At 37.5% G+C, this 22,787-nt stretch carries 5 protein-coding genes; all 5 read right to left on the reverse strand.

What is annotated here, in order from left to right:
- Positions 1–4,583 (reverse strand): beta-ketoacyl synthase N-terminal-like domain-containing protein (locus KVT34_RS05285; protein ID WP_217557308.1); only part of this gene is annotated, 4,583 nt, incomplete at its 3' end.
- Positions 4,567–18,561: an SDR family NAD(P)-dependent oxidoreductase gene (locus tag KVT34_RS05290; protein ID WP_217557309.1), complete on the reverse strand. Its 13,995-nt coding sequence runs from the start codon at positions 18,559–18,561 to the stop codon at positions 4,567–4,569. The genes KVT34_RS05290 and KVT34_RS05285, both read right to left, overlap by 17 nt.
- A gap of 171 nt (positions 18,562–18,732) precedes the next feature.
- Positions 18,733–19,560, reverse strand: coding sequence for a methyltransferase domain-containing protein (locus KVT34_RS05295; RefSeq protein ID WP_309244066.1), 828 nt, complete (start codon positions 19,558–19,560; stop codon positions 18,733–18,735).
- Complete coding sequence (locus KVT34_RS05300; RefSeq protein ID WP_217557310.1) at positions 19,560–20,351, reverse strand: alpha/beta hydrolase; 792 nt, start codon at positions 20,349–20,351, stop codon at positions 19,560–19,562. Before KVT34_RS05300 ends, KVT34_RS05295 begins: the two co-directional genes overlap by 1 nt.
- A 23-nt stretch (positions 20,352–20,374) precedes the next feature.
- On the reverse strand, positions 20,375–22,714 hold the full coding sequence (fabD, locus tag KVT34_RS05305) for an ACP S-malonyltransferase (RefSeq protein WP_217557312.1): 2,340 nt from the start codon (positions 22,712–22,714) through the stop codon (positions 20,375–20,377).
- Positions 22,715–22,787: the final 73 nt, after the last annotated feature.

Consider the following 22,787-nt stretch of genomic DNA (forward strand, 5'->3'; position numbering starts at 1 on the left):
ATCCTTATATTCTGCAACAGAAATGGGACTGAGGGCTTCGGAATACCCGAACTGTCGGTCATGCTGAATAAGGTTTGAAATGCCGCGTCCAATATGCTAGGGTGCAAATAATAAGCATGGGTGAAGCTCGAATCGTTAACGGGTAAATTCAGTTCCGCCAAAGCCATGTTATTTCCTAGCCATAACGTCGTTATTGCTTGGAAAGAAGGACCGTATTCGATTCCAATCTCATTGAATGCCCTATAATACTCGTCCGCGGAAACGGCTTTCTGCTTCGAGCACTTCTTTTTGATTTCCTCCATGTCCATCGTCGGGCTTAAGTGATCCTCCATGAGGATCGCTTGGCCTTGAGCCAGCACTAGATTCGTTTGGCTATTAGATTCTTGACTCACTTCAAAACGAATTTCCCCCTCTTGCTCGAGGTAGAGCGACAGGCTTACTCTTTCCGGTTGATCATTGACTACAAGGGGGTGTTTCCATATGATTTTCTTAAGTTCAATCCTTTGTCGGCCCGTAATGCATGTTGAATACGCGATTGCTGCACGTACCATTTCGATATAAACGGCTCCAGGCAACACCTTTCGTCCATTTATTCGATGGTCCAATAAAAAAAACTCCTGACCCGTGAAGGTAGAAGTAAACCGCTGCTCCATAAAATTCGAATTGTTCGAATGCAGCACCGGATGGAGGGTTGTAGGCTGAATTGTTGAACTAATGTTCCTCTCGCTCGGTATCCAACATAAAACTCTTTCAAAAGAATAGGTAGACATACTGATTCGATTCGGAGTCAATCCGTTATAAAGATTTTCCCATTTAACGTTACTACCACTCACCCAATATTTACAAATCTCATCATAACTATCGCTTAGGTAATTAAACGTTTCCTTATCAATCATCCTTTCAAATTCTCCAACGAACAAACCCTCTATTTCTTGATGCCCATTTATAAAACTTTGAAGTTTTTCCTTCATTTTTTCCAATGATTCCACAATGATTGCCAAGCGATATTTCATGGCATTACGACCAGTTTGTAATGTGTATGCTATATTAGCCATATCTAGATTTGAAAATTTATCTCTATGAATAGCGTCTACCAATTTTTCTGCATTCTTCTTTAAACTCCACTTACTTTTGGCTGAGAGTACAATAATAACCGGCTGTATTTGAACACTACTATTGGGTTGTTCCGGTACGTCATTCATATATTCCTCAATGATCAAATGTGCATTTGTTCCTCCTGCACCAAAACTACTAATACCTGCCCTACGCGGTTGCTCTTCACCCTCAATGACAGGTCTCTCCCAATTTCGAAGTTCATGATTCAGCATAAAGGGTGTATCTGCAAGATCGATTTCTGAATTGACTACTCGCGAATGTAAAGTGGGCGCAATTTTCCCATGACGCATCTGATTCAATACTTTTGTAATACCTGCAATACCTGCCGCAGCTTCACAATGCCCAATATTTGATTTTACTGAACCTATCCAACAATACTGTTTTTGGTCCGTAAATTTTTCAAAAGCATTCTTAAGCCCCTGAATTTCAATAGGATCACCTAGCTTTGTCCCCGTACCATGAGCCTCAATATAAGTAATACTTTTTGGATCGATCTGGGATTCAATTATCGCTTTTGAAATAACATCACTTTGAGACCTTATATTGGGAACTGTATAACCGCCTGATCTTCCCCCATGATTAAGTGCAGCACCTTTAATAACCGCATATATGTGATCTCTATCCCGTATTGCATCCTCTAATCTTTTTAAAAATAATACGCCTACACCTTCACCCGGTATATATCCATCCCCGCCATCACCAAAACTAGCACAGCGCCCCTTTGGAGAGATGAAATGTCTTTGACTCAACATCAAATATTTACTGGGGTGAAGCGATAGGTTAACGCCACCTGTAAGAGCTGCATCAATTTGCTTCTCCTTCAAAGCCTGGCATGCTAAATAAATAGCGGACATGGAGCTTGAACACATAGTATCTACAGCCATACTTGGTCCAGAAAAATCAAAGAAATAAGAAACCCTGGTAGCAATAGAAGAGGCTGCTCCCCCCATCCCAATCCTATTTCCATCCATTGTTGACTCTGCAGCCAGCAAAGGGTATTCGTGATGCATAACCCCTACATATACACCAACTTGGGATCGAATACCGGAGTCAGAACCAAGCATTTCTTTCGTATAGCCTGCATCCTCCAACGCCATCCAGCAGTGCTCCAAATATAGTCGTTCCTGGGGATCCATTAATTCCGCTTCTCGTTGTGAAATGTTAAAGAACCGAGAATCAAACCGATCTACATCCTCAATAAATCCTCCCCATTTGCTGTGTATCCTCCCTGCTTCGGATAAATCAGAAGTATACAGGCCTTCCCAATTCCAACGTTCCTTGGGGATCTCGGATATACAATTTTCGCCTGCAGCAAGTTTCAGCCAGAAATCTTCAATATCATAAGCCATCGGATATCTGCCGGAAACTCCAATGATAGCAACATCTAGAGGCGTTTCTGTACCTTGTTGCCCCACCACTTTACCCCCCTTATTTTGCAACGAAGGTAGAGGAAAAGAAGCATTTTCAAGTTTTTGCGGATTGCTTGCCTCTTTAAGAGAGGCATTAATTATTTCTGCAAGTATAACACCATCTTGATTGGTTATTAAGGCATCAAACGAATGGAAATCTGACTTCTCGAAACGTGATTTCTTAATTATGTAAACATTGTTGGATAAGGTGTTATAAATTTTTAACTTCTCTATCATGAATGGCACATAAATGCTATCCTTGGTTTTAAACTTGGGATCACTATTCATCATGAAACAGGCATTTAATAGTAAAGGGTCGAATGAAAAATCAACTAGCTCCCCTTTCTTTTCCTTCCATTCCAAGCAAACGTGGCAAATAGTAGTTAATTTGTCATACTGGTAGGCTGATTTAATAACCTTTAACATCGGGCCTATATTAAAATTGTTAAAAGCTTCATACCACTTAATAACGGTATCATTATTTAGTGGTTTTGCGTGTTCGATTAATTCTTTTATGTCTAATCTCTCAGCACTTTCATTCATGGCGCCGATATATTCCCCGGAGCAGCAAGTTTTTAAATGGGCAGGATTATCTACAAAGAAAAGGGTTTTAAAGGTATCCTGATTGTTTTTCTCCTCAAATTCCACCTTAACAGTGACAGTTTCGTTATCTTCCAACGTTATTGGGCCACCCTGAAAAATAATATTTCTTAGTTCAAGAGGGCAGGAAATTTCTTTTTGCGCTAATAAACTTTCGATTGCCAAACATGGATGAGTGACTCCCATCAAGGCCGGTTTACCATAAACCAAATGATCATGTAAAAATCTTTCGTTTACATAAAACATATATTGATTCATGATTGATCTCTGCTTTGCCGATATCGAGTCTTCTTCATCCTTTTTTTGAATCATCTCAGGAACCCTACAATCAAGCACATGATCTAAATAGTCTACTAATTCTTTCAGATTACTATATTCGAATAATAATGTGGGACTTAGTGATAATTGTAATGTGTCTTCCAAATCATTTACTAGGCTCAACAATTGCTGTGATTCCATCCCAGATTCAAAAAATCCCGTTTCCAATTCAATTTGATAAGCTAGCTCATCCATGTATTTTGACAATATTTTCCTGACGATGCCCTCGCAACCGTTTTTCGTATCATCCTTTACTAGTTCAAATCCGAAATCTTGAGTATGTTTTTCAACATCGCTTTCCGTAATAAAATGATTGAACTTCCTTACTTTCTTAGCGGTCATTTTTTTCAGCATTCCAACTTTTAGCCCTTTTGAATTATAAAGTTCCATGTCCATGGTCAATATATCATTAGCTTGGCTTAGGGAAGATAGTTCAATAATCGCATAACAATTTGATTTTAAAGCTTCCGAGCATGAAAATGACTCAAAATATAGCGGCAAAAAGAGGTCCGTATTATCATAGGATCCAATCCTGCTTTCAATTTCCCCCCATGCCATAGCAGCTCCATCTAACAACGTCGGATTAAAAATAAACCCTTCTGATTCATCCAAAAACTCATCACCCAACTTAACTTCCACCAAACAATTTTGATCAGTAATATAAACTTTTCCGCATGCTTTAATGATCCCCTGATGAACTAATCCTTTTTTTTGGGCACTATTATATACATCATCTAAATCAACGATCTTATTCGTGTTATTCTTCAAATGAAAGAGATCCTTTTCTCCCTTAACAGACATATGTTTAGGATGAAATTCTGCCTTAATATACGTCTTAGAAATCCCTTCGTTAGCTTCCGGTCCGTTCCCTACACTTGTTACCTTTACATTCCAATGATGGGTGGATTGTTTAAACACAACTTTAAGATGAACTGATGACTGCTCATCGATCAGCATCGGATTGTAAATGGTTAAATGGTTTAAACTATAGGTATAAGGTTCTATTCCTATAACTTCCCGTGCCAATTGATAGAGCAAATCAATGTAGGCTAATCCCGGGAGTACACGATTCCCATACACTTTATGGTTCCCAATTATAGGATGTTCCTTCGTAAAACTTAGATTAATTATTTTTTCCATAGATATCTCCCCAAATGTTTTTTTTCCTAGGGAATATTCCGAAATTCTCTTTAATCTTTTCAAGGCCTGTCTCTTCAGAAGCGTTATTAACGCTCGTCTTTTCCGTGAATGAGGCGATTTGCTTTGCATCAAGTTGACAGAGATTAATTTTATCCAGAACGGGTACTTGCTTCGGAAAATATCTCCTTATGTAACTTCCATCCGGGATAAATTCACTTATTATCGCATGACAATTCGTACCCCCATCAGGAAAAGAGTTTAATGCGGCAATTCTTTTCTTTCCTTCGCCAACCTCCCAAGGAATAGTTTCTCTATTAAAGGCGATTCGCGATGTTGAAAAGTTATAATAATCAAATGGCTCCACAGCCGATATAAAGGGGGGAATCTTCTTGTAGTACACACTTAAAATACATCTGATTAAACCGGCTATACTGGATGAAAGAAGTAAATGGCCAATGTTGGGTTTAACAGATCCAAGATAGCACTCTGACAATCCAGTATTCTGCAATTGATAGACTTCATTAAGTGACTTTATTTCGGCTGTATCTCCAAAATGAGTTCCTCCTCCATTTACTTCAATGTATCCAACCTCTTCGAGATCTACGCCTGACATTGAAAGCGCTTGAGACATCACTTGCTGTTGTGCTTTCATATTGGGAGAACCCGGGCCTAGTGTTCGTCCATCATTGTTAACCGAAACGGCCTTTATTACCCCGTAGATGTGGTTCCCCTCTTTAATGGCATCTTCCAGACGTTTTACGATAACTACACCGGTACCCTCACCTAAAACTTCACCATCAGAACGTTTATCAAAAATATGGAATTCCCCGTTACTGCTTAAAATATTTCTAGCCGAAAATAAATCGTGCGCAAACGAGTCCTTAATGACATTTGTGGCACCTATTAGCGCCATACTAATCCGCTTTTCGCGTAAAGCATCTGAAGCGATCTGAAGAGCGGTTAGACCTGAAGAACAAGCTGAATCAATCACAAGGCTGGGACCGGCAAAATTAAAAAATCTTGAGATGTTAGTCGCCATATAATTTTGTCCTGCCCCTAATATTGGATTATTAGCTTTCAGTATTTCTGATTGATTGTTCATTTGATGTCGTCCACCGACATACACACCAATACTTTGGCCAGAAAGCTCGCCTCTCTCGTACCCAGCATCCAAAAATGCTTTCAGGCTTTCCTCAAGGACAATTCGTGCTTGTGGATCCATGACACGTGCATCTTCTGCCTTGATACCAAAATACTTGGTATCGAACCAATCGATATCATCTAACCACCCAGCGTATACACCTTGTATATCGTCAGTCTTCCGTTCACTATCATGCATGGAGTGAATCGCACGTTTTCCTTCGCATAGCAATTCCCAATATTCTTTTTTCGTAGATGAACCAGGAAAGCGGCAAGATAACCCTACTATTGCGATATCATTATTAGTAGTGTGTTTCATATTTTGAAATTGGTTGTTCGACTTTGTTGGCATTCCAAATGGAATCTCATTTGGGTTTGTAGTCGATGAAACTTGCAATGTAATTTCTGTTGCACCTTCAAATTTTGCAATTTGATCAACATGATTTGACAAGAAATATTTAACTAATTGTCTTAACGTATTATATTCAATAAGTATTGTAGGTTCTAATGTGACATTTAGTTTTTCACTCATAGTTTGAATCAACTGTGCAATAATAATAGAGTCGATTCCATAGTCATCAAAAGTTTTGTCATCCTCAATTTGATCCTGTCTCAGTTTCAACTCGGAGACAAATATGTTACTAATCCAACTTTTTACTGCCGCTTCTTCTGGTAGCGATTTCCAATTTTTCGGATCTTGTATTTTACGGTTTGCTTCCGAAGAGTATGGCAGTGCCGGGTTATTCTTTAGGAAATGCCCGTAATCCGTCTGCTCTTTTTTCATTATGCAGGGTAAGCTTACTGCGTTTCTACTTCCAATAATCCAGTCGACAAAAGACAAACCATCCTTGGTTGATAGCGATAATATCCCTGTGTTTTCGTAGACGCTTGACTGATGCTTATCAGCTGCCATCCCCACTTCTCCCCAAGCCGGCCATTGAATAGATCTAAAGGAGGTTTTTCCATGGTGAATTTGATGCATTGCATAATAATCCATGTATGCATTCGCCATAGTATAATCACTCTGCCCGGAAGCCAGTGTCAAGATTGTGCTTGAAAGTGAAGAACACATGACAAAAAAGCTTAATGGCTCTTTTATTAAAGCTTGATGTAAATTTACAAGCCCCATAATTTTGGGTTGACATACAGCTGCAATATCCGTGATTTTTTTCTTTATGAATGCTGGATTTTTACCTGCTATTCCCGCACAATGAAAAACACCGCTTATATGTCCAATCTCTTTCCCTATCTCAGCTATTATTTCTTTTAAGTTATTCAGATCAGACAAAGACGTAGAATAATAACGAATCGAGGCACCACTATTCACTAAGTGTTGCAAATTTTTTAATCTTTGAATGATCTGCGACGATGTATCATTATGTTCAATGATTCCCTTCCATTCCGATTCGGGAGGTAATTCCTGCACACCCATAACAATAAGATTTTTGACCCCTTGTGATACTAATCGTTCGGCAATGGAAAAACCTATACCACGAGAACCTCCCGTAATTAAAATAACATCATTATCCGAGTATTCCCTTCTGAAATGTAGATCAGTATCATTGATCTTTGTTACTTCCAAATCCGGTTTATATCGAACACCTTGACGATAGCAAAATTCTGTATACTCATGAACAGTAGCAGATAGAAACTCCGATTCGATTAACTTGCTTAAAAGGTCGATAGAATGTATGGAATAATCCGTATCCATTGTTACCGAAGTTATCTGTTTATATTCCGTTCCCAACATTCTATAAAGCCCAGCAAGTCGAGCTCCCTGTAAGGTCGTCTGCGGCACCATAAAACTATTTAGCCGATACGTCACCTGTAAAATTTTGAAACCGCAAGTTCTCTTATGCTCAATAAATTCTTGGATAAGCTTGATTTTCCCGCTTTCAATCCATAGAGATTGCTCATATTTTTCGTCAAATGATGTAATATCGACAATTCCCATGAATTCGTATGCGTCTAATAAATGACTAATCTGCTGAAACAGGATTTTTCCAGCAGATTCAGAGTAGTAGTCACATGGCAGATAAGCGGGCAAATCGCAATCTCCATGGATAACATGAATTAACTTGACTGAAGTCATTTTCTCAAATAACTTTGTTGCTAACTCTTTTGTATTTGCTGTACCTAAAATAACAACAATTCCTTTTGCTTCCTCTTTCACGATGTCCAACTGACAAGGTACCCAGTTTTTGGTTAACATTAACTTCTTATTATCGGCTTCTCCCGATTCATTATCAATAATCATGTCCAGATGATTGGATTTTTTCAAGAGATCTGTGCGTGGCGCCCAATATCGGTCCTGCGCAAAAGGATAAGTAGGTAAACTTATTTTCTGCGGTTTCATTTCCCCATATAGATTATTCCAATCAAAACTAAGACCCTTTGACCATAAATTTAAAAGCTTTGAATATTTTCCACGGAGAATCCACTTGTTAATCCCTTCCATTAATTCTTCATCTGATATAAATAAATCCAAAGTCTCTTTGTTTTCCCTAATTTGTCCTCTGTACATTTCTTCGTTTTCTACGTTACCTGCAATGAAGCTGCTCAACATGTTCTCAAGTTCATCGTGAGATTTTATAACAAACGCTAAACGTTCTTCCATAGCCTCGCGCCCGACTTGAAGAGTATACGCAATGTCTACTAAGGATTGATCGTTACCTTCCCGAATATATTCTACTAATTGCCGTGCCCTTTCTTTGAGCTGTTCGGCTGTCCTTGCTGATAACACTATAATTATTGGAATATCACTAAATTGTTTTTCTCTTGTCTTCCTAGGAATGAATTCTTCGAGAATGATATGAGCGTTTGACCCTCCCGCCCCAAAAGATGAAATTCCCGCAAGCCTAGGATATTCTTTCATTTCCCCTTCAATATTTAGTAGAGGTCTGTTCCAATCCGCAAGTTTTTGTTGAACAACAAAAGGAGACCTAACGAAATCGATATTAGGATTAAGCGTTTGCGAATGTAGAGAAGGTACAAGCTTCTGGTATTTCATCTGCAACAATACCTTTGTTATGGCTGCTATGCCTGCTGCTCCTTCGCAATGACCAATATTTGACTTTACAGATCCAATTGAGCAATAGTGCATATCTTCTGTATATTGGGTAAACGCTTTCGACAATCCTGTTATTTCTATAGGATCTCCTAGTTTCGTTCCGGTGCCGTGGGCTTCAATATAGCTTATCGTCCTAGGGTTCACGTTTGCCCGTTTTAAAGTCCGGCTAATCAAAGAGGCCTGAGAATTGGGGTTCGGAACAGTATATCCGTTGGTTTTGCCCCCATGGTTTATTGACGTTCCCCTAATAATTCCGTAAATCTGATCCCCATCCGCAATCGCCTTCGTCAAAGGTTTGAGCAGGATTGCTCCAACTCCTTCTCCCGGTACATATCCATCTCCACCTTCTCCGAAACTTTCACATTTCCCATTACTGGATGCGAAATTCCCTTGAGAAAGGAAAAGATATTTATTGGGATGAATGGAAACGTTTACTCCTCCCGCAATAGCTAGTTTACAGTCTCCCATTTTCAAGCTCTGATAAGCTAAATGAATCGATGTTAATGAAGATGAACACATTGTATCAACAGCTATGCTTGGCCCATTAAAATTACAAAAATATGAAACCCTGTTGGCAATTGAAGATGGGCTTCCCCAAAGTGAAAGAGATCTCCCCTGTATTTGTTCCTGGGCTCCGTAAAGTTGATATTCTTCATACATAACACCTGCAAAAACGCCTACATTCCCGCCAATCTCCTTACTAGCCAATACTTCTCTAGTATACCCGGCATCTTCTAAAACCTCATAAGAACACTCTAAGAAGAGACGTTCTTGTGGATCCATTATTTCTGCTTCTTTTGGTGTAATATTAAAGAAAAGGGGATCAAAACAATCAACCCCTTCCATAAATCCTCCCCACTTACTGTAAATTTTCCCTGACTTCGTCTTATTAGAATCGTAATACATTTTATAATCCCAACGATGCTCGGGAATTTCAGTTATGCAATCTCTTCCTTCTTTTAAAATCTTCCAAAATTCTTTGATATTTTTAGCTTGGGGATATCGGCCTGACAATCCAATTATCGCTATATCGAAATCTTTTTCACTTTCTTCAGACTGGAGAATGGAGTAGTTACCATCCATACTTCCTTGACGTTTGATGTTTGATTCTATAAGTGCTTCTGGAGCAGAAATTGCTGTACCCTGTCGAACCATTTCTTTTGGATCAATATCCAGAAGCTCTTTAAGTTTAGATCCATGGGAACTCATCAAATAATCTGATAATTGATTTATCTTCTGATATTCAAAAAATAATGTCTTTGACAAAAGTCCTATATCTTTCTCTAATTCATTTACCAATTGCATGGCTAAAATCGAATCCATCCCGTATTTATCCATATCCACATTTGCTTCAATCTTACTTTTTGGCAATCTCGTAACTGACGATACAACTCCCTTGATATAATCAATTACTTTCTCCTTAAAGAAGTGATCTACTTTATTGCTTTCATATTCTTGAATTTTGTTCGTCTGTTCAGGAAATAACACATTACTTAGTTCTGTTATGTTTTTATTCAGCAAATACAATGAGAAATTTTGAAGGTTCTTTAAAGCGTGGATCGTTGTTGAGTTAATTTGAATGTTTAAATTCTCGTTTATAATATCTACAAATTTACTTATTAAAATAGGATCGAAACCCATTTCAACTAAATCAGCTTTTATATCTACATCTGTTTCTTTAACATTTATAATTTTTGATACGGTGTTAACAAGATAGGATTCTAAAATATTTAATAATTCCTCATCAAAAGCAGTCCCGCCTGGTTGTTGTGACAAAAGTTTTGCTCTAATCTCATCAGGTATACCTTCGATTACAAATACTTGATCTTTTCCTGATGCCAAGCTTTGATAAAAAGCTTGAATACCCGTCTTAGTTTTCATAGGTATCATACCAGTTTGGGTTCTTAAAGCCTTCTCAATCTCTTTATGAACACGCATACCGCCTTCTTTCCATAACGGCCAATTAATTGAAATTGTTCGACCATAACATTGATTCAGAGCAACACATTGATTGCGGTATGTTGAATATTCATTCATGTAAGCATTGCCTGCAATATAATCAATTTGTCCAGGATTGCCTATCGCAACTGAAATGGATGAAAATAAAATAAACAAATCAAGTTTAATATTTCTTGTTGCAATATCCAGATTAGTCAGTCCTGTTACCTTCGGTTCCAAGACTTCCAAAAACTCACTTCTAGTCTTTTTGATAATATAATTATCTTTAATAATCCCTGCGCTGTGAATAATACCATTGAGCTGTCCGTATTTTTCCAACAGACTCTGTACGTTATCAACTACCTGATCTAATTGTGTTACGTCAACTTGCCTATATTCAACAATGGCATTAGTTAGAGAGCACTCTTCTTCAAGGAGTGCTACCTTTTTCCTATCAATTTCCGATCTTCCAATCAAAATAATCTTCGCATTATTTGATTGTTTTATGATTTCCTTGGCGAAAATTAGCCCTAAGCCCCCACTCCCACCGCTAATTAGATAAACGCCTTCATCTTTCCACGGAATAGTAATTCCCGTTGTGCTTACCTCTTCCCAGGACGCAATCGACTTTTCGTCATTATGGTACTTCACATGAACAGACTCTCGAATAGTACTATTATCATTTATTTTTTCTATTATTCCGGTGGCATCATCTTGTGGCTCTACTTCAATTAATTGGCCAATCAATTTTGGGTTTTCTGAATGGGCTGTTTTTAACATCCCATATAAGGCATGCAATAGACATTGATCTGCATTGGATTTAAAAACAACCTGTACTAACACAGGTTCCATTGGATTCTTGTTAAGAATAGACTTGATATCTCCAAATAATTCTGCCGCATACTGTGAGAAACCCTCTGAAAGTCTTTCATTGACAGGACTATAGTTTTTGACATTCATCTTGTTTAAAGTTGTTTTAATTTTCTGAAAAACAAAATCACTAAGATTACAAAAAAATACATGATGGTCTTTGTGACCCCATGTTTCATTATTCCGTACAACCCTTAAAGGGCTTGGAGCAAATTTAGGATGAAACATTAACAACTGGGTATTAGCATGTTCGTTTAATTCAAACTGGTCAGAAAACACCTTTTTCACTATAACTTCTTTCATTTTTACGCATAAATTTCCGTCATTATCATAAATATCAATATTAAAACTCCTTACATTATCTACCGAAGCAACCCCACAATGTTGAATTAATGCCCAAACTTCATTTGAACATTCGGAATAAACCTCCAGGCTGCCCAATGAAAAAATGACTGCTTTTTCTAATAGGTCCACGTTTTGATTTTGATCATAATCCGCCATCAACAATAACGTAGCCTGAAGAGAAGAATCCAATAGACTCGGATGAAGAATATATTGATCTTTCGTATTCGAAATTGATGATGGTATCGCAAGTTTCGCCAATATCTGACCTGTGCGGGCATAAATCGATACTATTCCGCGATGTCCCAAACCATAATCGATGCCTATGCGCCTAAAAGAATCGTAGAGAATATCTGGACTTAACCCGCAAAAGAAAAATTGATTTGTCATCACGTCCAAATCTATAGAATCTCTTGTGGTCTTGCCCCCCAAAAATGCTGTTCCTTTACAGTGAATCACTTTCTTTTCCGTTATAATGGATTGACTATATATTTTGAAAGAGATATGGTTGTTCTCTTCTTGATGGAGACTAATATATAGGGTTACCTCTTCTGATTCCACTACGAATGGCTCAATCCAATTTACATCTCTGATTTGAATTTGAGTTAAAGACCCTTTAACTCTACCCGCAGCCTGCTCAATGGATACCCGTACCATTTCAAGATAAGCGGCCCCCGGCAATAAGTGCTTAGAATTAATACAATGATCTTTCAAGAAAAATTCTTGCCCGGAAAATGTTGACATAAATCTAACTTCCGTAAAATCAGATCTATTTTGTTGAACAAGTGGATGAATCATTTCAACTTCCTTAAAACATGCAGTAGTAGGATTCAGCACTTCTTTGCTTTGAACCCAGTAGCTCTCTGTAGAGAAGGGGTACTTTGGTAAAGATATTCTCTTATAATCACCTTTTCTAAATAATGGTTCAAATTCCAACTCGTATCCCTTCATATAAAAATCAGCTAATGCAGTGATGTGTTCCAAATAAGGGAGTTGATCAAAATCAATCTTTCTATGATCAATCTGTTGCGGCTCAAAATGTGCTAGTTCTTCATGCTCTTCAATAGAGTCATATTTATTTTTTAACCAATCATTTAAAAATCCTTTAAGTTCGGATATATTGCTTACTATAAATGCAATCCGTGAACGATGATGCATTCTTCCTAATAGTAAGGTAAAGCTCATATCCCCAATATTCACGCCAGGATTAATTTCACAATATTCCAAAAGTTGTTCAGCTATTGTTAATAGCTGCTTTTTCGAACGTGCCGATAGTGGGATCAGATATTTAGATTTGCTTTCGATATTTCTATTTAATTCTGGGGCTTCTTCAATGACGATATGTGCGTTCGTTCCACTTGCTCCAAATGAACTAACTACAGCGCAACGGTTCAGACCATTTTCAACTTTCCAATCGATTAGTTTCCTATTTACATAAAACGGGCTTCCCTCAAATTGGATATTTTGATTTCCTGATAAGAAATTAAGAGAAGGAGGAATTTTTTTATGTTTTAATGATAATAATACTTTGGTCAATCCAGCGATTCCAGCAGTAATTTGGGTGTGCCCAATATTTGTTTTTATAGATCCTATTGCGCAGAACTCTTCTTTATCCGTATACTTTCTAAAAGCTCTGGTTAATGCATTAAATTCAATGGGATCACCTAACTTTGTGCCTGTTCCATGTGCTTCAACCATTTGTATATGAGCTGGATTTATATGATAGGTTTCATAGATGTTTTGCAATAATCTTTCTTGTGAAACTGCACTTGGGGCTGTAATTCCGTTAGTCGTACCGTCTTGATTTATACCTGATCCTTTAATTACACCATAAATGTTATCTCCATCCGCAACCGCATCACTTAAGCGTTTTAAAATTACTGCTCCTGCTCCCTCTCCCGGGACAAATCCATCTGCTCTGTCATCAAACGTATAACAATGACCGGACGAAGACAGCATACCCGCTTTACCGGCAGAGCAAACAAAAGCAGGCGTACTTTGAACAAATACGCCTCCTGCCAAAGCCATTTCAGATTCCCTGGCCCATAAGCTTAAACATGCATGATGAATGGCCACAAGTGAGCTAGAACAAGCAGTATCAATTGAAACGGCAGCACCCTGCAGGTTCAAATAATAAGCAATTCTTGATGGTATAATGGAGACCATATTTCCCCAAAAAGCCTGTGCCGGTGCATTCTGGTCAAACAACTGATGATAATCACCGTTTGTACATCCTACAAATACACTACAATTACTCCCTTTTATACTTTTTCCGGCATATCCGGCATCCTCTAACGCTTTCCACGATTCTTCCAAAAACAGCCGCTGTTGCGGATCCATATATGTTGCTTCAATTCCTGAAATATTAAAAAACATAGGATCAAATGAGTCAATATTTTCGAGAAACCCACCTTTAGTATCATAGTGTGGAACGTTCGGGTAAATGGTAGTACCCCAGCGATCGATCTCTGAAATTAACTCTCTGCCACTCTCCAACTGTTCCCATAATTCATCAATGTTTTTCGCTTTTGAAAACCGCCCACTTACACCGATTATTGCAATAGGTTCTTTTCCAAAGGGATTAGTCGATTTTGAGTTGAATTTTTCATTATTACTATTGGCTTCATCATGGATCTTCCCATCTAACCCATTAATAATGGTACCTCTATTTAAAACATCCTCCTTGTTGTTTGACTGAAAGAAAATATTATCTTTATATTTTTTTCCTATATACCTTGACAACTGATTAACTGACGTGTAGTCAAACAAAATAGTGGTATCTAATGGAATCGATAGGGATTGATTCATTTTCTTTACTATATTGATTCCGACTATAGAGTCTACTCCATAATCAGCAAAAGGTTTATTTGGATCAATCCTATCGATACTCATACTTAGTGATTGTGACAATATATTTAACATTACCGTTGAGATATGATGAATGATGAGTATTTCCGAATTCGTATCCTTACTACTTTCTAATCTGTTATCATCATCGTTTTCTTTCAAAAATGAATAACTCTCATTAAATTTCGAAGCGGGAACAGCCTCATCATTAGCTGCATAAATAATCTGTTGGCCTAGATCATGGGCCTCATTCGCAGGAAACTGAACATCACAAAAACCCAGATCCTCCAACACTTCACTCCATTTTTTTGAGGATAATGCCGGACAACCTGCTATACGAAGTGAATGATCCTTAAATAGCCACCAACCTTCCAAGAGTCCAAAAGTCATATGTAAGAAGAGGGAGTTTTTACTGATTTCGTTCAATAAGAGAATTCCCTTCTCGCATAAATAGGACTTTACGTTTTGAAGCGCTAACTTAATATCCGATGTTGCATGCAGGACATTAGCTGCTATCACAATATCAAAATCCCCGTTAATTTGAGGGTTGGATGGCGTTGTTTCAATATTTAAAAGATCGTAAGTAACATAGGGGAATCTGGGTCCATAGTTTTCTTCAGCATACAATAAAAAAGCTTTTGAGATATCCGTATAATAATATTCTTCAATATCATTTTGATAGGGTATTAGCTGATTAAAAATAAACTTACTGGTTCCACCTGTTCCAGCCCCAATTTCCATAATTCTAACTGTCGCATTTGGGTCCCTTTTTTTCTTTTCGAGAATATATTCGATCACATGATCTGCCAGTATCCCATTAAAATAATCAGCGACAATATTGTCTTTGTAAACTCCCTCCACAAGACTGAGCGATGAATTAGGAAACATGATTTCCGTTGCAGGGACTTTTCCCATTATAATTTCTGGCAATCCTTTGATTGTTTCCTCAACCAAAGTAACCTGTGCTCTCATACTAGCTTCATTTATCCAACTCTGCTTTAAGTTTTTCCATTCCCTCCATAAATCACTCATATTTATATCAATTGGATTAATTATCGAATACTTCCCTTCCTCACAACGAAGCATTTGATGTCTTGTCAATATTTCAAGACTTTCTCTTAACCACTTCTTATAAAATGTGCCGGTTTGGAGCAAATCTTCACAAGAAATTAGATCATTATTAAATAACCCCATAGAATACAACTGTCCGTATAACATTTTTACAAGAATAGGTTCCATGCTCTTAACTTGCAAACCGCCTCTTTCATTCAACCACTTAAGATCATTTACGGCTTCCGTGTTTGTTACAGACTGAACTTCCGCACTCTGTTCATCAATCTTATGTTTTTGATACATTCTTGGTAACCAGTAGCGTTCACCAATGAATGAATACGTTGGCAAAGGAACACGAAAGCATTTATTGTTATTGAATAAGTCTTTCCACGAAATATTAAATCCATTTATGTATGCCTGTACCAATTTGACGAGTGCCTCGTTATATTCTTCATTAGATAGATTGCCTTGATCTTCTGCCAATATTTTTAAAGTAGTATTGATCTGCCGGACCTCATTTTTGTTTACGCTTCTTTTGTCATTTCCTATATTAAGCAGATCTTCCAAATTTGTTTGAACTAACATTTTATTGAGTTCTTCTAGATCTGAAGCAATTAAAGCAATACGATATGGAAAATGATTGCGGCCTGTTAATAGCGAATATGAAATATCTTCTATGGAGTATTGATGTGATTCGTTTGTTAACCAATTGCTCATTTTTACTATTATTTTCTCGAGTGCTTTAATTGTCTTAGCAGAAAACGCAAAAACGTAATACGGCTTTAAAGAAGTAATCTCATTGTGAGCTCTTACCGGAGATTGCTCTAAGATTATGTGACAATTCGTACCGCCAGAGCCTAATGCATTTATACCTGCCCTAAGTGGTGCGCCGTGACCGTCCCAATTGATCATTTTTTTATTTATATGAAATGCACTATTTTCAAGATTAATAAGTTCATTAATTTCTTTAATCCCTTTAATGACTGGTATTTTCTTATATCTCATGGATAACAATACTTTAAATATGCTTGCCATACCCGATGCCAGCGTACTATGACCAAAATTTCCTTTAGTACTTCCTATTGCACAATAATTTCTTTTGTCAGTAAATAAATCGAATGTTTCGGTTAACGCCTTTACTTCCATTGAGTCTCCCAGTTTCGTTCCAGTGCCATGTGCTTCAATCAAACTGATCGTTTCTGGGTGAATATTAAATTTTTTGTATGTTTCATAAAGTAATGCTTTTTGGGAAAGTACACTCGGTGAAGTAATCCCATTCGTTTTGCCATCATGATTGATGTTAGACCCTTTAATAATCCCATAAATGTGGTCTCCGTCACTAATTGCGGTATTTAAAGATTTTAATATGACGGCACCAACACCCTCACCTAATACCATCCCGTTCGAGCGATTATCAAAAGGAAAACATTGTCCTTTCTCGGATAACATACCAGTATTTGATGTCAGTATCATAAAATCAGGGGAACTGTTAACGAACACACCGCCCGCTAATGCAATTTCTGATTCTCCGCTATTTATACTCGCACAAGCTAAGTGGATGGCAACCAGCGAGGATGAACATGCTGTATCTATTACAAGACTAACCCCTTTTAAATTTAAAAAATATGAGATTCTCGATGCAAGCATCGAATTCTCAGTTCCGATAAATAACCGGCTATCTATATCGCTGTCCATTAATGCCTTCTCTTTATAGCTCGATGCCCTTGCGCCAACGAATACACCAATATTTCTTCCATTCAAACATTCCTCAGAGTATCCCGCATCCTCAAAAGCTTTATAGGATTCTTCTAAAAATAATCTTTGCTGTGGGTCCATTCTTTCAGCTTCTTCAGGGGAAATATTAAAAAATTCAGCATCGAATTTGTCAATATCATCTAGCATCCCCCCCCATTTACTTACAGATTTATTTTTTTTCATTGGGTCGGGATGATAATATTGGTTTTCGTCCCAACCTTCCCGCGTAATTTCACTTATGCTCCCGGTCTCCGACTGAAGATAGTCCCAAAATTGATCAACAGATTCTGCCCCTGCAAACTTCCCTGACATCCCGATAATAGCTATATCTGTATTTTTTAGTTTTTCAGGCGCATATACACTATGATCTTTCTCCTTTGATGATTGGAGTACATGTTCATCGATACTTTTTGTTTGTAAGGATTTATATTCCGTCTCAATAATTCCAATTAATTGTGAAATACTTCCACACTCGAACAATACTTCAATACCTAGTTCAATCCTCAGTACTTTGTTGATATCTTCAATAATTTCAACCGCTAAAATGGAGTTTATCCCCATATCAATCAAATTATTATCACTGTTTGAAGGGTATTCCATCTTTTTACCTGTTTTGGTTTCAAAAATTTCTTTGAATACAATTTCGACATACTCTCTTATTTCAACATCTTTGGTTTCGGAAAACGCTTCCTTATTATCGTCGGCCCCCTTTTGGGAAATTGGAAGATTATTAGCTATATGCAAAACTAAATCGTCAACATTTTGAAAATCAAATAATGCCTCCACTCCTAGTTGTGTACCTAATGTCTCATTAAGTTTTTCAATTAATTCGACAGCCAAAATTGAGCTAATCCCCTGCTCGAGGAGACTTTTTTCAAACATTATACTCTTCATATTATTACTCGACACTTCAGATACTATCTCTGCAAATAACTTCTTTATTTTAATAGTATTTATATTCACCGTTCTTCCACCTTCCAATTACATATCTTATGTAGTTTGAAATAACCTTGATTTTCAAGGCTAGTGCGGCCAAAACCTAGGCACAACACAATAAAAGGCAGATCGCTGACAAGTTTCGTGTAGCAGCATTACAGAGCAGGTTCGGACAGCCCTCTTTTTTGTATCCCCTGATCAAGGCTCCTGTAATGTTTTTTCCCCAACAGCCATATACAATTGTCGAATAATCGAATGATTATTGTCTTTCAACATATTTCTCCAATCGATTAATATCTCTCCTAAATCCTTGCTTGATAAAACCCCTTCTTGCACCAATTTAGAAGGTATGCCCAATCCCTCCGATTTAAAAAACTTTTGATCTCCATCTACTTCACTATGCGCATTAATTATTTCAAAATCCACGTTGACAAACCCGCTTTTTTTTAATAACTTAGGTAGCTCTCTTCCTATTTTGGGATTCCCGCCTTCAGAATAACGACACTGGCAGTAAGCATCATAAAGTTTTCTCAACTTAGGAATATGAGGGTAAGTCATTAAGTGCATTTCAAAATCATTATCGATAAAAATCGCCTTTCCCCCTGGCTTTAGTATTCTGTGGATTTCTCTCACAGCATTTAGCGGGTCAGGCAAATGTTCCAAAACTAGACGGGTTATAGCCAAATCAAAGGTATCATTCTTCAATCCTGTTTCCATTATGGATTTTTTAATCACTTTTACATTTTTGATTTTTTTTTTATTGAAATAATTCTTGGCATAATTGACTAAGACAGAATCAATTTCAACAGCCGTGACTTGTATATCGGGGAAGTTCTCTTTAATTTTTTCGATAACAAAGCCAGGACCGGATCCCAGTTCAACTAATGAAATACCATCCCGAAGTCCAAACTCTATATATCGCTTTAATTCCTTATTCCAGAACAATTCAACCTGCCCTTTTAATCTTTCGATTTCATTTTCTACATTGCTAGCAATTTTCGTTACTTGATATGATCCAGTGTTCACTATGAACCCCCCTTAATTGTTTCATCCGTGGATAGTTTCTGTAAAAAACGAAGGATCTCATCTGCAGCCACATGCCAGTTGGAATCCAGCATCATGTCATGACTTAAGTCAGGAAGAATTATGGGGTTAACTTTGTAAAACTTTGCTGTAGATTTGCAGGTTCTCGCTGTAAAAATTTTATCTGTGTTTGATCCCAAAACGAGAATCGGGATGTCTGTGACCATTGTTTTTGGAACAATTCGTTTAAGAAGGCCTATCATAGCTTTTCTAGATTCGGGTTGCATTTGTTGAACAAAATGTTCCAATTTTTCTCTAGAAATTTTGTTCGATAGAAACAAGTCTGATGGAAAATGAACATTTTGGCCTTTATTAAATGAATTCAACTGAGTGCACTTGCGATAATATCTAACCAAAAGTTTTAAATAATCAATTAACATTCCGAATGGCGAAACAGATGCCAGCAAAACAACTGCGGTTATCTTGTTCGGATAACTATTTAAAATCTTTTGCGCTATTGCCCCCCCCATTGAATGACCTATTAAAACAGGTTTTATGTTCAGTTGATTGATAGTTGAAATCACATCTCTCACATAGTCATCTAAAGAAAATGAATGATTCTTCTCGCCCCTCTCGCTTTTACCGTGACCGCGATAGCTCACCGCATAAGAAGGGTATCCCTCTTGGAGAAAATAAGGAAGGAAATATTCCTCCCAACACCATGCCCCATGATTGGTCCCGTGTAAAAAGAGTAATGAAGGTGATTTAGAACCTGTTTCCGGTACGTACTTCAAGTTTTCTAACCGCACCTTCGTTTTCACCCTTTCATTAACATGGATATTTTATAATTAAGATATTCCGCAGTCTCTAACATTATTTTCTCCCCAATTGTGTCGACATGTCTGTTTTTCCAATCTTCCAACTTAGTCCCCTTGACCCATTGGTTAAAAGCTCCTAATGCCGGACCGCAATGAATTTGAAAATCCACTTTGCTTTCTTCTTTTCCCTCCAATGCAAGCTGTGTCGTGTAAGCAAAATACCATTTAAATATTAAAGCCATTTTCAATTTGGGGTCTGCTTCCGCCTTTTGAATTTCACTTTCCGGTTTATATTTTTGTACTTCCTCAAACACCTTTTCAAAACTACGTTTAAAATATCTTTCTTCCAATTGGGACTTTGTTTGTTTATCGAGCTCATTTAGTGAATTATGTCTACGATATAGTTCAAATAATTTGTTGGCTCGAGCAGGAAAGAACACCCCCCTCTTCAACACTTGTACTTTTGCTCCCAATTCAAACATATCCCCAGCCGGAGCATACTCCGTATCCTGAACATTTATTTGCTGCAGCATTTCTTTTACAGCATCACTTGTCCCTGCTTCTACAGTACATTGGTTAATTGAACCAGTAAGTATAAAATCAGCACCTAATATAAACGCAGCTGCAGCTGAACTTGGGGTTCCTATACCACCCGCAGCTCCGACTCTTATAATCTTCTTGTATCCGTATTTCGCCATCATATCATCACGTAATCTAATCATTGCGGGCATTAGCGTATATGCTATTCCACCGTCGGTATGGCCTCCGGAATCAGATTCGACACATATATCGTCAGCAATCGGCACTGTCACTAACATCTCAGCTTCATCTTTTGTTATTTTGTTTAAAGCTAATAATTTTTCTACTATTCTATTTGGCGAAGGCATTAAGAAGCCTTCAGCCACCTCAGGTCTTGATACTTTCGCGATTATTTTATTGTTCGCAATAACATTACCAAATGCGTCTTTTTTCAGACCTTTCGCACGATACATTACTAAGGCGGGTGTAATAGTGACAAAAGCGGCAACTTCTATTACCTTAATTCCATATTTCAAATAAAGTTCTATAATTTTTTCTTCATGGTCCAAATTATACGGGTGGTGGATAAAATTCATTCCATACGCTTGGTTTTGAGTCAGGCTGTTTTGAATTTGAATTATGGCTTTCTCAATCTCCCTTAACGTTTTACCCCCAGTCCCATAAAAGCCCATCATTCCTGCCTTACCCATTTTTATAACCAATTCCTCAGATGAAATGCCCCTGTACATTCCACCACTTAAATAAGCATATTTTAGATTGTAATCTTTTCTGAATTCGGAACTCCCCAAATCGATTGGCACGATTTTTGGTGTTTCAACTATTTTCATATGATGATCCGCCTCATTTGATGTTTGGCTGCCTTTGTTCACATGAAAACTAGGTACTGATTTCATTTTCCTTCTTTCTATCTTTCCATCATCCAAGTTCTCTTCATTTATAATAAGAGCTTCTGCCTCTGCTTGGATTCTACGAATTAACGATTTTAAAACGTTCCCTGGCCCAATCTCCACGAATTCCATATTCCCTCTTCCCATCAAATAGCGGATGCTGTCTGTCCAATTCACTGATGAGGTAAGTTGAGAAACTAATGTTTCTTTTAATTTTGAATCCACGTACGGGCGAGCAAAAACATTTGAGATTACAGGTATTTGTAGTGGGGAAAATGCGAATCTATCAATGAATATTTCAAACTCGCTCATGGCATCACTCATATATCTTGAATGAAATGCACCACTGACATTTAATACAGAAAATAGTTGTACCTGTTCATTTGCCTCGAAAATAGATTTCGCTCTATTTATCAATTCTTTGTTACCCGCAATTACAATTTGTTTCGGGCTGTTTAAATTTGCAATATCAATACCATCAAAATGGTTCTCCCTCAAGATATTATCGACTTGCTCCTTTGTTAATCCAATCACAGCGGCCATACTTCCTCCTTTGGCCCTCTGCATAAGTTCGCCTCTATTTTTTACTATTTTTAGTCCAGTCTCAAAATCATAAGCTCCGGCAGCAAACAATGCACTATATTCGCCAAGACTATGCCCCGCAACGTAATCAGGTTTTCTTCCAGTCTCATTCAGTTTTTTCAAATAGCTTAATACATTTACCGTATAAATGGCTGGTTGCGTAAATTGCGTTTGATTTAACCGTGCACTAGAGTCCTCCAAACAAAGCTCTTTTACTGAAAAACCTAATATATCATCCGCATTTTTTACTAATTCCTTGAACTCATCAAAGAGACTAATTCCCATACCTACATGTTGCGAACCCTGTCCCGGAAAAACGTATGTTAGCATTTCTTTCCCTCCCAATTCGTAATTAATCGTAATCATTGATCCACTGTTGAGATTACCGTTTATAAATCCAAAA

The organism is Paenibacillus sp. GbtcB18 (assembly GCF_019091125.1).
Classification (GTDB): domain Bacteria; phylum Bacillota; class Bacilli; order Paenibacillales; family NBRC-103111; genus Paenibacillus_F; species Paenibacillus_F chitinolyticus.

What these genes read in the sequence shown, in the direction of transcription:
- fabD (WP_217557312.1), bottom strand. Translation starts at nt 22,714, where the DNA reads ATGCTAACATACGTTTTTCCGGGACAGGGTTCGCAACATGTAGGTATG.